This is a genomic window from Brasilonema octagenarum UFV-OR1 (assembly GCF_963888615.1).
In the GTDB taxonomy this organism is placed as follows: domain Bacteria; phylum Cyanobacteriota; class Cyanobacteriia; order Cyanobacteriales; family Nostocaceae; genus Brasilonema; species Brasilonema sennae.
On the sequence record NZ_CAWPKW010000089.1, the window covers coordinates 80,641 to 96,440 of the forward strand.

The following is a 15,800-nucleotide window of genomic DNA, read 5'->3' on the forward strand; positions in this document are numbered from 1 at the left end:
TAAGTATCTTAGATAGCATTCCTAGTAGTTAAAAACCCGTAAAAACCGATACCGTCAGTTGAGAGTGCGGAATATCGGTTTTATATTAATATGCGATTCCAATATGAATTAAGTTGTCATAATCATTCATTTGATTGAATCTCTAACAAAATACTTTCAATAAGTAGCCCTCATGAACTGCATACACTCTAGTGGGAACGCCCACATCTTACGGTGAGTAAGCGCTGCGATCCTTGTCTCCCTTCGCACCGCTAGTTTTACGAGATACCCTACGGAAGAGCCAGTACTTGATGAGGGTCTCCCGACAGAGGATAAGAGCGTTGGAAATCCTCCTGGGTGTAGTAACTCCCCATGAGGAACTACCATGCATGGTCTCCCAACAACTCAGCATCACGCGCGATGCTTGTACCTTTTTTACCGTTTATCATTCTGACTACTGTTAGCGCAGCGAGGCGCAGCCCGTTCTTTTTTCAGTCAGAAATATAAAGTTAATCAAAACTTTAGGATTTCTTCATAATAAAACTTTGACAAAACTATAGTATTTAGTACAGCAATTGTGACAGAAAATACTAGGGACTTGCCTAAAAATGAATAATAAGACTGTAACGGTTCCTTTTGTAGACCTAACTTTACAGCATCAACCAATTCAAACTCAATTACAACAAGCAATCCAAGGTGTAACGGAACGGGGAGATTTTGTTTTAGGGCAAGCACTCAAAGAGTTTGAAGCAGCTTTTGCGGCTGCGTCTGGCGTAGAGTATGGAGTTGGTGTTGCTTCGGGAACTGATGCGATCGCCCTCGGTTTACAAGCGTGTCATATTGGTCCTGGAGATGAAGTCATTTTACCAGCAAACACCTTTGTTGCGACGTTGATTGGGGTAATACGTGCAGGGGCAAAGCCAATTTTTGTAGATTGCGATCCACAAACAGCTTTAATTGATTTAGAAGCTGCAGCGCGGGCAGTTACACCTCAAACCAAAGCAATTCTTCCAGTACATCTTTACGGTCAGATGGTGTCGCCACGGCAGTTGTTAGATTTTGCCGAGACTTTCAAAGTGCTGATTTTTGAAGATGCAGCACAAGCCCACCTAGCCGAACGAGAAGGATATCGCGCAGGTTCAGTGGGAAGCGCAGCAGCTTTTAGTTTTTATCCCAGCAAGAATTTAGGGGCATTTGGAGATGGCGGGATGTTATTAACGCGAGATCCAGATGTCGCTCAAAAAATGTTACGCTTGCGCAATTATGGCGCGGCTCAAAAATACATTCACGTTGAAGAGGGAACCAATAGCCGTTTAGATACAATTCAAGCAGCAGTGTTGCACGAGAAATTACCATATTTGCCACAATGGAATCGCGATCGCCTCAATGCAGCCCAGCAGTACGACATTGAACTAGCACCTCTAGCATCAAGCGGACTCATTCCCATACAAAACCACAGTAGCGAGGGACACGTTTATCATCTTTATGTCATCAGAGTAGATGATTCTTGTGGTGTACAACGTCAGCAACTTCAAGAACAACTCGCACAAGTGGGGATTCAAACTGGCGTTCACTACCCAATTCCTTGTCATCTCCAACCAGCATTCACCCACCTAGGCTATCAAGTCGGGGACTTTCCCAATGCTGAAATGCTGTCGAAGCAAATACTATCCTTACCCATGTATCCTGGTTTAAGTCATAGCCAAGTTCAGCAAGTAGTATCGGCTATCACATTAATTCTCAGCGGTGAACATCAAAAAATTCTGTGTCTTTAAGAAAATCTCATTATTGATTCTTTATCATAAAAGCTATGCAAATTCGGCACCAGCTGAAAAATGCAAATACCACACGCCTGATTACTCCAGCTATATTAGGCATTTTGCTACTGCTTTATGCTCCTGTGTTATTTTACTGGGTGCAAGGTTGGCTCAACAAAAGTATCAGTATCGAACACGAATATTTTAGCCACGGTATCATTGGTTTACCCTTTGCTGCATACCTTTGCTGGTTGAACAGAAAAAAATGGCAAAGACTACCAGATTTTTCCCATCCTTTGGGCGTGGCGTTGTTAGTACTGGGAGGAGTTTTTTACCTGAGTGGTGTCAGCGAGTGGGTTAATCTTTCCTTTCCAACTATACTGACAGGGTTGTGTTTGTGGCTTAAGGGAATTCCTGGCTTAAAATTGCAAGGATTTGCTTTAATACTAGTACTTCTTGCAACACCAACATCAGTTCCCTACCTCATCACTCCCTACACATTGCCTTTGCAAAGTTTGATCGCGGGTACTGCTGGCTTCATACTCAGTCAGATTGGTATGCAAGTCACTGTCGAAGGAGTAAATATATATGTCGGGGGAAGAATTGTAGAAGTTGCACCCTACTGTGCAGGGCTGAAAATGCTATTTACGACTTTTTATGTTGGCTTGATGCTGCTTTATTGGACAGGTGCTTTATCCTCCCGCCGCAAAAGTATTTGGTTTTTATCTATTGCAGTCTTAATTAGTATTTGCGCCAATATCGTTCGTAACACATTACTGTCCTTCTTTCATGGCACAGGACAAGACGGAGCTTTTCATTGGCTGCATAATGGTTGGGGTGGTGATTTGTATTCTGCTGTTATGCTGCTTTCATTGGTGCCAACTCTAAATTGGATTGAGAAATATTTTGCCGAAGTTTCGGAGTAAAATTTTGTCTAAGTACTGTAAAGTTCACTGATGATTTCTTTTTCCAAGTTTCTCAAGGAGCAGCGGTTTTCTCAGATAGTAGCCCTTTTGTTGCTATTAGTACTGTTGCTTATAGGAGCAATTCCTGGTTACCTGACAGGACACTGGCAATGGCAGGAATTACCACGAATAACTCGTCTGCAGGAGTTGAAAGATTTACGTCAAAAGGGGTTGATCCTTCCTGGTTGGCAGACTATAGAACAGCGAGAACAAGAGATAGGGGAAGGCACATGGTCTTATCAGTTTATTCAGAAAAAAAGCGACAAAACAAAAGCAGTTCTGCTTTTGCGACCACAAACAGGATCTAAAGATCAGCCTGTGGTGGAGTGGACGGAAATAAACAGCCTTTGGCAGTGGAAGATAGCTCAGTATCGCTCTGCTGATTTTACTGTTAAACCGCAAGGGACAGGGTCAAATCCTGCTGAAACAAAAGTACAAGCTAGGTTCTTTCGTGCCTCAACAAATCAGCAGACTTTTGCGGTTTTGCAATGGTATGCCTGGTTCAATGGTGGTAGTTCATCACTTTTCCCCTGGTTTATCGTCGATCAGCTAGCACAGTTGCAAAAAAAACGCGCTCCTTGGGTTGCTGTGAGTATTCTCATTCCTATGGAGCCATTAGGGCAGGTGGAAACAATTTGGAATGAAGCTAAATCTCTCGGTCAAACAGTGCAAGCTGTTTTGATGGCAGGTCCAGTGTCAAGTCATTCGCCAATACAGTTGTATAAAAATAACAAAAAGTAAAGTTTTGCCATAAAAAAGGTACTTTTCACTCTCTTAATTAAAGTAAAGTTATAACTCTGTTATATACATTGGCACTTCATACTATAAGTAAGTTATAGTGCCAATGTCTATTGTTTCTGGTTGTCGTATGCGCTTGTTTAACGCCCTGTCTTTTGCTGGTCTGTACGTAGGCGTTTCTTTGGTAACAATTGTCCAACCGGTTGTTGCTCAAACATCAACGCAGAAACGAACGCCAGGACAAACTCCCGCACCTGTACTTAATACTCCAGTAAAACAGGCTCCCGTACCTGTACTTAATACTCCAGCAAGACAGGCTCCCGTACCTGTACCTAATACTCCAACAGGACCATTACTACGACAACCTCCCCCAGCTCCGCCCAGTAGTACTGACTTTGTCGCTCCTGGTCTTCGAGAAGGGATGTCGCCGCAATTGAACCGCTACCTCTTGGGACCAGGAGATAGCATTAACATTTTGGTTCAGCGTCCTCCTGGCCCCTATCGTCTAGGACCCGGAGATAGCATTGGAGTTTCAGTTGTACGTTTCCCAGATTTAAGCTTTCAAGCTCTGATTAACCCCGAAGGAAACATCGTCGTACCATTACTGGGAACAGTGTCACTTAAGGGATTGACTCTACAACAAGCACAACAAAAAATTCGCTCAGGCTATAATCGTTTCGTCGTCAATCCAAATGTGACATTCTCATTGCTGGCGCAGCGCCCAGAGTTCAATTTTTCGGCTCAAATTAATCCTGAGGGCAATATCATTGTGCCACAAGTAGGCACAGTATCGCTACAAGGCTTGACTTTGGAAGAAGCGCAAGAGAAAATTCGCTTAGCTTTGAGTCGCCAATTAGTTAACCCATTAGTGTCACTATCACTAATAGGACAGCGACCAGTTCAAATCACTATTAATGGGGAAGTCAATCGACCAGGAGTTTATCCTGTTAACTCAATAACGCCTCGCGTTAGCGATGCATTGCTCTTAGCTGGTGGTTCTGCGATGATGGCAGATTTGCGTCAAGTCCAAGTACGCCGGAAGCTAGTAGATGGCTCTGTGGTTTCACAAACTCTCGACCTGTATACTCCATTACAAAATGGTGGTGAAATACCTAACCTCCGCTTGCAGGACGGCGATGCGATCATTGTGCCACGTCGGGAAATTGCAAACGATAAGAGTTATGACCGCGCATTGGTATCTCGCTCAACTTTAGCAACACCACAGATTAGAGTTCGTGTTTTAAATTATGCTGGTGGGGGAATAGTCACTGTTCCTTTGCCTAATGGTAGTACTTTTATTGACGTATTGGCAGGAATTAATACTGACAGTGCCAACCTCAGTGACATAGCTCTGGTTCGCTTTGACCCAGAAAAAGGTCGAGCGGTTAAGCAATCGATTAATGCTAAAAAAGCTTTGTCAGGGGATGGATCTCAAAATGTCGCACTTCAAGATAACGATGTTATCGTAGTAGGACGAACCCTAATTGCTAAAATTACTAATATCATCGGTACAATTGCCCGTCCCTTCTACGATATTCGTACCTTTCTCGGCTTCTTCGGTGTCAATGACAACAGATACTAGATTAGTAGTCCTTGCCAGCCGTGTGTAAGAGAAGGAAGAGGAATGAACTTATGAAATAATTTCTAATTTCAGACTCCTCAAAACCGAAATTATATAAAAATTGTAGTCTAATTTATACTTAGTTTTGATTTGCTGCTGCCATGACTCCACCAATTGTAAAACGCTACCTCATTGCTTTCGATAAGTACAAGTGGATTGGACTAGCTAGTTTTGGTCTAGTTGTAGCGGGATCAATGGTGGTGGCATTGCAACCACGACAATCTAGATATGTAGCGAACGGCGCACTGACCTATAATCGCCCAACAGTTTCTTTTTCCGCAACAGGTAATGAAATTAATCTGCAAGGGCAGGAACTGAGCCAAGATATTTTGTTATCAGAGCCAGTCATTGATGCAGCCGCAGCTAAAGTTAATGTCAAGCCAGCAAAAATACGTCAAAATGTCGTGCTTACGATGCCTGACAAAGACGCAAAAACTACAGGAGACAAACAACCCACACCCACACTCATCGATCTGAAATATAACGATACTAAGATCCAGTCAGCACAAGAAACATTGCAGGCATTGATGGAGGCAATGATCGCCCTGAGTGCCGAAATTAATACACGGAGATTAAAAGCAGTTATTGGTAAAGTTAATGAACGCTTGCCACAAGCGAAAAAAGAACTACAAGTGGCTGAGCAGAAGTTAGAAGTGTATGATCGCAAAGAGCGACCAGCAATATTGGCAGCAGAAAATGGAAGTTTGCTCAACGCAGTGACTAGTAGCCAAGTACAGCAACGACAAACTCAATTAGTTCTTGCTGGAATTGATACTCAAATTCGCAGCATACAAGATAAGTTGGGTTTAAACGTCAACCAAGCTTATGTCTCTTCTGCTTTAAGTGCTGATCCAATTATTGCTAACGTGCGAGCACAACTTTACCAAATTGAATCCCAAATTGAAATTCTAAAGAAAGAAGGTTTGCGCCCCGAACACCCGACAATGATTCAGTTGCGCAATCAGAAAGAAGGTTATGAGAACTTACTTCGGCAACGTGGTGCTGAAGTTGTAGGCGGGAAAGACGGAACAGCGCCGCTTCCAGCTACTACGGCCATTCGCTCCCGAAGCAACCTAGATCCAGCCCGACAGCAGCTGGCAAATCAGATGGTTGCTTTGCAAACCCAGCGCGAAACACTGCAAGAGCAACTTGTTGACCTCACAAAAGATGAAGCACGATTGCGGAATGAGTATTCGCTGATACCCAACAAGCAATTGGAGCGATCGCGCTTAGAACAGGAGGTTGCACTCAAAAAAGCCGTCTATGACCAAATGCAGGTAAAGCTAACAGACGCAAAAACAGCAGAAGCTGAGACAGTCAGCAGTCTTGGAATTGCTAGACCACCAGTTGTGCTTGATGCTAATAAGGATCGTCTGAGTCCGCCAATTACCCTAGGTATAGGCAGTTTACTAGGATTGTTGGTAGGTGCCGGAGTTATATTTTTACTGGGATCATTGGAAGCAACCTTCAAGACCAAGGAAGATATCCGCGACAGCCTCAAACAACGAGAAGTTCCTTTGTTGGGCGAATTGCCTTTGATGCCAATTGATGGGTTAAATCTAGGTGAAGTGCCAGTGGTTCTTTCTCTAGATTCTTTGTATCTAGAGTTTTATGAAAAGTTCCGCAGTAATCTGCGCCGCGTTGGCGGGAGAAAATTGAAGGTGGTATTGATTACCAGCACCAGCAGTGGAGAAGGTAAGACAGTTAGCGCTTATAACTTAGGAATAGCATCCGCTCGTGCAGGGAAACGAACTTTGATTATTGAAGCAGATTTGCGATCGCCAACTCACTCTTCATCCCTAGGAGTGACTTCCGACCCCGATGCTACGATTGAACCTTTGCGTTATTACGGCAACTTGGGCGAATATATTCGCTTAGTGCCAGATATAGAAAATTTATACATTCTTCCTAGCCCAGGTCCTGTGCGTCAATCAGCGGCAATCCTAGAATCTAGTGAAATACGACGCCTGATGGAGGATGCACGCGAGCGTTTTGATTTGGTGATTTTAGACACTCCTGCTCTGAGTTTATCAAATGACGCTTTGTTAATACAGCCTTACACCGATGGCATTGTGCTAGTGACAAGACCAAACAATACACAAGAAAATATACTCACTGAAGCGATCGACCAATTGGTGGAATCTGACCTTGAGTTATTGGGAGTCGTGATCAACGGTACTGATATCACCATGCCTGTGCCTTACTCATATATGGGTTCAAACTATCCACCTGAAGAACCACAAGCACGAGTGATCAATGGAGCTAGGAGATAAGTCGTGCTGATGAAAAAGTAGCAGCTTGACCATAATATTGCTGCTGTTTATCTAAAACATTCCAAACGATACCATTTTCTAGGAAGAAGCGTTTACCAGTACTGGAGATGCGGACGCCAGAATAACTACTAAAACCTTTGCTTGCTGTCTCGGCTAGTAGTCTAACACGTTCTTCCTGAACCACCTCTTGAGCCGTCTTACGGGAAGGCATTTGGGTAAACTCTTCCCAAGAAAGTTCCCATAATTGTAATGCCTTACGATTACCATAGTTCAAGATTGGATCTGATTGGACACCGTGAGAGACTAAAACAAACGGTGCTTCAAACAGTCCCTTGGCTATTTCCTCTGGTGAGCCGCTAGCATCTAACAAACAACGTCCTGTCCAATTGTGAAAACTTTGGATCAGGCGTTGACTGTGACGAATGACCGTCTCTTGCTGCCAAGGAAGTTGTTTATCACGGTTCATAAATGTAGCGCGTTTATATAAGCATCAAAACCTGCGCCATTTTAACGTTTTTTCATACAAGATTATTAATTTAGCTAATATTTTTAGAAAAACGTGAATTCCAATGTCATATGATATAAAATATCATCTATCTAGAGGAGTAATAATGAGTACAAAATTATTTTTTGAAACTTTGTGCATCTTACGGCGGATTTTTACACGCTCATAATCGCAGAACTTATACCCTGCCGTTAACATCATAATACATTTCACTCCCCAAATTCAAATAACTGGTTGCCCTAATGCAACCTTAAAGTTAAATAATATTATCCCTAGGACATATATTTGAGCAGTGAGAGTGAATATTTAATTAACATAGGTACGAATAGATTTCTCTATCTACTGTATGTATCGTTTCGTAAAACTCCACACATATAATCAATAACAGTCAAACACCCGCGTCAATGGATACTAACGAGACTGGAAGCATTGCCAGCATTATTGAAAAGCGTCTTCCCTTAGCTAAAAAAATAGTTGATGTAGAGGCGGAACTTAAATCCCTAGACTCAGCAGTCCGACATCTTCAAAAGCATCACAATCAGTTGTTGAAACGATTTGATGATTCAACTGTGCCTAGCCTTTTGGGGGACATCCGTTTAACAACACTACAATCAAGCATTAATACTGAACTAGAATCGCTGACAAAACTCAAAGAGCGCTTTTGCCGTAAGACACTTAATATTGGCGTTGTTGGACGAGCAAAGCAAGGAAAGAGTCAATTGCTACAAAGTCTAACAGGACTGACGAGTGGTGAGATTCCAGATAGAAATACACATCATTGCACAGGTATTTGTAGTTTTATTTACAATAATAACAATGGGGAAACTTATGCTGAAGTTTGGTTTCACTCAGAGCAGTCATTTCTAGATGAGGTGATCAGTCCCTACTATGAAAAACTTGGCTTGGGTGAAAAACCAAAGACGGTAGATGAGTTTGCCACTAAACCCCTGCCTCTGTTAGTCAGTAATCATCCTGAATACCCTGCACAGGTAGTAGCGTATGAACAACTACTACAGTATCACATACATTTAGACAAATATCGCTCCCTTTTGCAGCAATCTTCACCCCGCCGCATTTCTCGGAACCAAATTCGGGAGTACGTTGCTCAAGAAACTGCTTCCAGTCAGAGCATCTTTTTTAACCCTTCGGGTATCTCCTCCCTTGGCACTACGCCAACGCTCAGCTTGTATGAAACAGATACGCACAGCCAGCACGTAAGTGCTTCGCGCACACTTGGTGAACGCGCAGCATCTGGTACAGGAGAGGGAAAACGCCAGTCGCACGCCACTGACTACAAGGGCGAAGAATCTCCGCAGTCGCCACAACACTTTGTAGCCGCGCACAGCGCTGGCTCCCCTCCAATTCCACCGCAGATTCTTTCGGAGGGAGATCCTCGTGGGAACTGCTCGCTGTCTTATTATCTGGCAGTTAGGGAAATTAAGATTGCTTGTCAATTCAATCACGCTGATGTCGGACAAATCGCCTTTGTAGATATACCTGATTTGGGTGATACGGGTATTTGGGATCAACAGGTAGGGATGAAAATTTTAGGGCAACAGGTTGATGCAATCCTGTTTGTGCGCATGCCAAAGTCCACTGACGACGACTGGAGGGATGTAGATGTGCGTGTGTATGACATGGTACGTGCAGCACAAGTTGATGTTGTGCCAACTCAGTTGTGCTCCTTCATGATACTTAACCGCACAGAAGCTGATTCACGCTTTGGTGACAACTCCAAAAGCTGCCAAGATTTAGCACAGGATATTGCCAAGACAGATATCAGTGTTGTCAAGTGTGTAACGGCTAACTGCGCCAATACTCAACAAGCGCACAAAGTTCTTGAACAAGTTCTTGATTATTTGAAGGCAAAAATGACTGATTTAGATGAGAAATACGCCTTCTTCCACCAACAACAATTAAATGTACTCCAAAACCAAGTGAAAGCTGAGTTAGAGAAAATTAGCAAGGTTTTAGATTTAGCAACCCATGATGATATTCATGGGCTTGGGCTGTTTGAGGAAAAATTCAAAGAACTTTGGTTAGGTGTAACAAACAGTCTAGAGGAACTCCTGACAGGGCTTAGGCGAAAGCGAGAAGCAGTTGATATCGACTTTAAAAAGCAAGTAGAAACTGTTTTGCAAACTTGTCGAAGTGATACAGGAATTCCGTCAATTCAAGAAATAGAACAGCGCTTTTGCCTAGAAAAGAGCTACGCAATTATATACGAAAAGTACCTGAATGAAATCCGTGCTCATTTGTCGAAACATCTGTCGTTATTGGATATCGGTTTAGAGCGATCCCTTGACAAAGTTAAATCGCAACTGACTCAGATACTAATGGACAAGGGACAGTTGGAAAAACTGACACAAGCCAAAGGAGGTGAATTTATCGAAGCGATCGCCAAGCAAATACCTGACGAACTGATACCAGGAATACCGAGTAAACTTAAGTATGGGTTCCAAACCCTAGCTAGGTTTAAGCTTTCTTACCGAGGATTTCTACAGTATCGCATTCGCAAATGTTTAGATGGATTGACTCCCAATCAGCCTGCAACCCTGAAGCTTTCCGCATCGTCCTCTGCTGAACAAGTGCTGCTTAATCTCAAAATAGCTTACGCAGAAGCTGTGAGTAAGTCTGAAAAAGCTTTAAAAGAACTGCTGTGTGAGCCAAGTCAAGTAATTTATGCGATTGTAGAAGAATTTGTAGATTGCATACTTCGCGCAACAGATGTAGAAAGTGAATGGCGAATCTTTCTACAAGATGCGCGACGGCAAATTTGGCATGAATTTCAATACCTAGGGGATACTCCCAAGGGAGTCACTCAGGTGCAACGTCATGTGTCTGGGACTCAATGACTGTTGAGTCCCACTGGCACGCTATTTGCACTTAATGAGAAAACCAACAGTTGTTCTTAGCCTCGCTGTTTGAAGAACAGGCTAACTTCAGAGGAAGCCGAACCACAGACAGCATGTACCTACTACCTCCGTGTTAGCTTCGGTGCTGGCTGTTTTTGATAAACGCGCTCAGGCTCTTAGTGTATTCAAATGTGAGATCTTGACAGTTTAGGAATGAAATAATACCAGGATTTTGGCATCTGTCATATTGTTTGGGAGACACTGCTACAGGCTATATATTATTGAAGTATTTCTTGTGTTTAAAAAGAGTCATTATTTTTGATTATTTACACTTTTTTATAAATGAAACAGAGACAATTTTCTGTGATTGAAGAGGGTCATTTAGCTCATTACAACAAAATATGAGATATTCTATTTTGTTGTAAAAGCTTACCGATTTTAGTAGTACACGTATCCGAAAACTCAACAAAGAAGATAAGTAACTGATTTTTGAAAGTGTATTCTTTCTTATGTCTAGAGGAGACTAATATTTTTGTTATCATTTTTTTAAAGATTTTCTGAGTGTTCTCTTATCAACTATCCACTAAGAATTTGAACTTAGTAAAAAAAATGATTTGTATACATATTCTTACTGTTTGGATTGACAAATTACTCTCATAATGTAATTTTGTTAGAACTATTTAGTAAAAGTCTCATTTTTTACTTATGTAGATGACTGTAAGTACGATAGTACTTGTTGAGGAGAGTGTAAATTTAAGATAAAGTGATTTGATTTTTTTAATGAATTTTTTATAAATCTATTTTAGAGAAGCAGTTAAAGACAAAATTCAAACTTTTAAAATAGCTTTAGGATTGTTTCATCTCAATATCTATAAAATCAATTAGTATAAAAACATTGAAAAATATTTTTTTGATACATTAAATGTAAAAAAAAATAACGGTCATAATTTGATATTTGTAAAAACCCATTGGAAAATTAATGACTTGATGAGGATTTCTTAAATGATAAATACTAAAACTAAGTAGAAACTGACTAATTGATTCAAGACAAATTATTTTTTGTCTCACAATCTTGAATAAAGCTTGTAAAAAACGAACAGAGCTTAGTTGTGAATGATAAATTTTCTAAAAAGAATGCTTTAATACGAGTAAAATATAACTCTTAAATATGAACATAATCCATTGCTGGTAATAGTTTTAGACTATTGCAAATTAAAAAACATAATAAAAAATCAGATAACTCCTAATACATAAAAAAGAACAAAATTAGTATTTATGCTCAAACAAAATTAAAACTATGAAACGATTACGGAATGTAAATGCCAGAGTTTGGAACAAAATTATAATTTATATTTTCAGTAAAGTGTATCGCTTCCTCAAGAAAAACATGTGTATAAATAAGTGTTTTCTTTGCTTATATATACTCTAAAAATGTCTCAAAAAATTGAATGACTTATAAAAAGATTTAGGTAAAGAGTAAAAATAGGTTTTTAAGGTTATTTCTTATGACGAGGCGTGGTTAATCGACCACATACAGATAACTATTCATTTATTTTCAAATATGAGATACTGTAAAAAGAGAGGTGATTAAAATAAAAATGCACAAGTCTTTGACGCCAAAATATCAACTTTGTAAGTCTCGCTTAGTTCATAATAAGGCTAATATTTGCACGATACCGTTTACTTTTGTAAACAGTGACTTGTTAATCCAAACTTTCAAGTCGTTGGTCTTAACCAATAAATCTTACCCAAACATACAGCAAAGCTAGTCATGAAGGATGATAACTTAAAATATACGAATCTTTTCTTTTTCTGTGTTCTGGACAAAATAAAAGGCTTTTCTAACCACAATCTTCTCAAAAACATATTTTATTTACAGGAGAGTTTTGTATCATCAATATAAACAAAGTCAATTTTTTTTCATATTATTACTCAGTTTAGTCTAATAGTAACGATGGAAAAATAATTTTCTTTTTACAAGAAAAATCTAATGATTTTTGTTTTTAGATTGATCCAAAAAATGAAGCATACTTTTACAAAACAAAAAAAAAGTTTAGTATCAATGAAATGACTTGTTTCATGACAAAAACTCTGATAATCTTATCGTTTCCATACTCTAATTAGTTTTGTTTGATGATGTTAACGACCAGCAGATAGTAGAACAAAATGACAAATAAGAAATGGGCTGTAAAACGTATCACTGTGAATCTAGCCGCACAGGAAGCTGAAAAACTTGACAAGTATTGTCGGCAGACGGGTAGACCTGCAACGGATGTTATCCGAGAGCTGATCCGTAGACTGCCACTCTCCTCGGAGGAGGCTACAGAAGCAAGTACATAAATGGGAATAGTTGTAAAAGAAATCACCTCATAAAAATACAGATATCAGTCGCCAAAATTAAGCTTGGAGATTGTATGCCACTGGTTGATCAATATTGGTCTAAACCCCAAAGCGCCACTGAGAAGTCGCGGCGCTAGCGGTTCAAACGCGCTTGAAGAAAGAACATTTCACGTGCTTGAAAACCTTTACGCATTGAGTATTTTGACTCAAGCAATTCTGATTTCTGAGTTTTTCTGACAACTGACAACCCAGCACTTGAGGTGAGTCGCAAATTCCGACACCAACACAGTTACAATTTGTAATGAAACTGAAAAGGTAAAGACGGAATGCGCGTTGCGATCATAGGAGCGGGACTAGCTGGACTAGCAACTGCTATCGATTTGTCTGATGCTGGCTGTGAAGTCCACATTTTTGAGTCTCGTCCGTTTGTTGGAGGGAAAGTAAGTAGTTGGCTTGATGGTGATGGCAACCATATTGAAATGGGGTTGCATGTCTTTTTTGGCAACTACTACCAGCTTTTGGAATTGATCAAGAAAGTGGGGGCGTTGGAAAACCTGCGCCCAAAAGAGCATAGCCACACCTTCATCAATCAAGGGGGAAAAGTTGGTGCTTTAGATTTTCGCTTTGTCATGGGTGCACCTTTTAATGGATTAAAAGCGTTTTTCACCAGTTCCCAACTTTCGTTACTGGATAAATTCCAAAATGCGATCGCATTAGGAACCAGTCCGATAGTACGCGGTTTGGTGGACTTTAACGGCGCGATGAAAAACATCCGCGACTTGGATAAAGTTAGCTTTGCTGACTGGTTTCGTAGTCACGGCGGTAATGAGGGTAGTATTAAGCGAATGTGGAACCCCATCGCCTACGCCCTCGGCTTTCTCGATTGCGAACATATTTCTGCCCGTTGTATGTTGACAGTTTTTCAGCTATTTGCAGTGAAAACCGAGGCGTCGAAACTGCGAATGCTGGAAGGTTCCCCCTATGAGTACTTGCACAAGCCGATCTTGGAATATCTAGAAACTAGGGGGACAAAGATTTACACTCGTAGGAGAGTACGAGAAATACAGTTTATTGAGGAGGAACACCAAACCCGTGTAAGTGGTATTGTCATAGCTGATGGTGATAGAGAAGATATCATTACTGCTGATGCTTATGTCGCTGCCTGTGATGTTCCAGGAATTCAGCGTTTGTTACCTCAACAGTGGCGCAAGTGGCCGGAATTCGAGAATATATACAAGTTAGAATGTGTGCCAGTGGCAACAGTTCAATTGCGGTTTGATGGCTGGGTGACGGAACTGCATGATACTCAAGAGCGCAAACAGCTTAATCGTGCAGCGGGAATTGATAATTTGCTTTATACTGCCGATGCTGACTTTTCTTGTTTTGCTGATTTAGCATTGACTAGCCCTGGTGATTATTACAAGGAAGGGCAAGGTTCACTATTGCAGCTCGTGCTGACACCTGGTGATCCGTTTATTAAGCAAAGTAATGAGGCGATCGCCCAGCATGTCCTCAACCAAGTGCATGAGTTATTCCCCTCCTCGCGAGAGCTAAATATGACTTGGTACAGTGTAGTGAAACTTGCTCAGTCTTTGTACAGAGAAGCACCAGGAGTAGATGTTTATCGTCCTCAGCAAAAAACGCCTATTTCTAATTTCTTCCTAGCAGGTAGTTATACGCAGCAGGACTATATTGATAGTATGGAAGGTGCAACAATTTCGGGAAGGCGTGCAGCAAAAGCAATTTTGGACAATGTCAAGAAATGAACCGCCTTCCCAAAGTGTGTCCGCAGGACATACGCGCTTTAGACGCGTTAACTCCGGCCCCTCTTAGGGGCTAGCGGTGTACCGTTGGGCGAAGCCCTTCTTGAAGGGTAGGCTAGAACGCTAAGGAATAACACATATGGCAGATTGGTTGGAGCATAGTGTGCAGGTTGAGGTAGACGCTCCCATAGAGTTAGTCTGGAGCTTATGGTCTGATTTGGAACAGATGCCCCGTTGGATGAAATGGATTGATTCGGTGAAGGTTCCAGAAGATAATCCAGAAATATCGATATGGAAGCTTAATACTGGGGGTTTGGAGTTTACTTGGAAATCCCGCATTCTTAAAGTTGTCCCCAAGCAAATTATCCAGTGGGAATCGGTGGATGGTTTGCCAAATCGGGGGGCAGTGCGTTTTTATGACCGCCACAGCAGTAGTATTGTTAAACTGACTATTGCCTATGCTATCCCTGGTATTATAGGGAAGATTATGGATAATTTGTTTTTGGGACGGGCGGTTGAATCAACTCTCAAGAATGATATGGAAAAGTTTCGAGAATACGCTCTTCAAGCAAAATCGAATGTATCTCAGTAGGGCGGGTAGTGCCTACCACTCTAGCTTCTAAAAAATTTCACAAACATCTGACACCCGCCCGCAACCAGAGCGGGTTTCGGCGTATAAGCCCAACCCAAGGTTCTGCCGGTTGACAGAAGTGGCGTTTGCCTAAACATTCATCACTAAGGGCGCGAATCACCGCTTTCCACTACACAGATGACTTTGGGCCCATAGCTATAAGCTGCGGGCCTTTCTGCTTGAAATTTTGTCAAATAACATAACGCGAAGTGTGGCAAGTTCTCATCTCCAACAACATACTTTGCAAAACTTCATACAAGTATGTCACAGGTAGACCTTGAATATTTGCCACAATAGTATAAGTCATTTGCACAGAGTGGGATCATTCACAAACTACGTGATACGTAGTGAATGTGAACCAAACCACCTTGGA

The 15,800-nt window shown here is 41.3% G+C and carries 10 protein-coding genes; 9 read left to right on the plus strand and 1 reads right to left on the minus strand.

From position 1 onward, the window contains the following. Nucleotides 1–587 precede the first annotated feature (587 nt). From AC5590_RS06920 to AC5590_RS06940, 5 genes are all read left to right on the plus strand, one after another. Nucleotides 588–1,754: a DegT/DnrJ/EryC1/StrS family aminotransferase gene (locus AC5590_RS06920; protein WP_169263436.1), complete on the plus strand. Its 1,167-nt coding sequence runs from the start codon at nt 588–590 to the stop codon at nt 1,752–1,754. 35 nt (nt 1,755–1,789) lie between these two features. Further along, entirely contained in the window at nt 1,790–2,662 is an 873-nt protein-coding gene (crtB, locus tag AC5590_RS06925) for a cyanoexosortase B (RefSeq protein WP_169263437.1), read from the plus strand. 30 nt (nt 2,663–2,692) lie between these two features. Next, nucleotides 2,693–3,442 carry a cyanoexosortase B system-associated protein gene (locus AC5590_RS06930; protein ID WP_169263438.1) on the plus strand — a complete coding sequence of 250 codons (750 nt, stop codon included), beginning with the start codon at nt 2,693–2,695 and terminating at the stop codon, nt 3,440–3,442. 127 nt (nt 3,443–3,569) lie between these two features. Beyond that, the gene (locus AC5590_RS06935; RefSeq protein WP_169263455.1) at nt 3,570–5,021 is read left to right on the plus strand and encodes a polysaccharide biosynthesis/export family protein; all 1,452 of its coding nucleotides are present in this window, start codon (nt 3,570–3,572) and stop codon (nt 5,019–5,021) included. 140 nt (nt 5,022–5,161) lie between these two features. Continuing rightward, the gene (locus AC5590_RS06940; RefSeq protein WP_169263439.1) at nt 5,162–7,333 is read left to right on the plus strand and encodes a GumC family protein; all 2,172 of its coding nucleotides are present in this window, start codon (nt 5,162–5,164) and stop codon (nt 7,331–7,333) included. Here the strand turns inward: AC5590_RS06940 and AC5590_RS06945 are convergent. Continuing rightward, a complete protein-coding gene (locus tag AC5590_RS06945) occupies nt 7,323–7,799 on the minus strand; it encodes an MEKHLA domain-containing protein (protein WP_169263440.1) in 477 nt (158 codons plus the stop codon). The two genes, AC5590_RS06940 and AC5590_RS06945, sit on opposite strands and share 11 nt — an antisense overlap. Nucleotides 7,800–8,242: 443 nt before the next feature. Between AC5590_RS06945 and AC5590_RS06950 the strand changes: the two genes are divergently transcribed. The 4 genes from AC5590_RS06950 (at nt 8,243) to AC5590_RS06965 (ending at nt 15,388) form a co-directional block, all read left to right on the plus strand. After that, on the plus strand, nt 8,243–10,693 hold the full coding sequence (locus AC5590_RS06950; protein ID WP_169263441.1) for a hypothetical protein: 2,451 nt from the start codon (nt 8,243–8,245) through the stop codon (nt 10,691–10,693). A 2,166-nt stretch (nt 10,694–12,859) separates the two neighbouring features. After that, complete coding sequence (locus tag AC5590_RS06955) at nt 12,860–13,033, plus strand: ribbon-helix-helix protein, CopG family (RefSeq protein WP_169263442.1); 174 nt, start codon at nt 12,860–12,862, stop codon at nt 13,031–13,033. Nucleotides 13,034–13,359: 326 nt separating this feature from the next. After that, nucleotides 13,360–14,799 carry a 9,9'-di-cis-zeta-carotene desaturase gene (zds, locus tag AC5590_RS06960; protein ID WP_169263443.1) on the plus strand — a complete coding sequence of 480 codons (1,440 nt, stop codon included), beginning with the start codon at nt 13,360–13,362 and terminating at the stop codon, nt 14,797–14,799. 136 nt (nt 14,800–14,935) lie between these two features. Next, nucleotides 14,936–15,388: an SRPBCC family protein gene (locus AC5590_RS06965; RefSeq protein WP_169263444.1), complete on the plus strand. Its 453-nt coding sequence runs from the start codon at nt 14,936–14,938 to the stop codon at nt 15,386–15,388. The last annotated feature ends 412 nt before the right edge of the window (nt 15,389–15,800 follow it).

Coding starts and splice junctions, on each gene's coding strand:
- AC5590_RS06955 (WP_169263442.1), top strand. CDS start 12,860: ATGACAAATAAGAAATGGGCTGTAAAACGTATCACTGTGAATCTAGCC.
- AC5590_RS06930 (WP_169263438.1), top strand. CDS start 2,693: ATGATTTCTTTTTCCAAGTTTCTCAAGGAGCAGCGGTTTTCTCAGATA.
- zds (WP_169263443.1), top strand. CDS start 13,360: ATGCGCGTTGCGATCATAGGAGCGGGACTAGCTGGACTAGCAACTGCT.
- AC5590_RS06940 (WP_169263439.1), top strand. CDS start 5,162: ATGACTCCACCAATTGTAAAACGCTACCTCATTGCTTTCGATAAGTAC.
- AC5590_RS06945 (WP_169263440.1), bottom strand. CDS start 7,799: ATGAACCGTGATAAACAACTTCCTTGGCAGCAAGAGACGGTCATTCGT.
- AC5590_RS06965 (WP_169263444.1), top strand. CDS start 14,936: ATGGCAGATTGGTTGGAGCATAGTGTGCAGGTTGAGGTAGACGCTCCC.
- crtB (WP_169263437.1), top strand. CDS start 1,790: ATGCAAATTCGGCACCAGCTGAAAAATGCAAATACCACACGCCTGATT.
- AC5590_RS06920 (WP_169263436.1), top strand. CDS start 588: ATGAATAATAAGACTGTAACGGTTCCTTTTGTAGACCTAACTTTACAG.
- AC5590_RS06935 (WP_169263455.1), top strand. CDS start 3,570: ATGCGCTTGTTTAACGCCCTGTCTTTTGCTGGTCTGTACGTAGGCGTT.
- AC5590_RS06950 (WP_169263441.1), top strand. CDS start 8,243: ATGGATACTAACGAGACTGGAAGCATTGCCAGCATTATTGAAAAGCGT.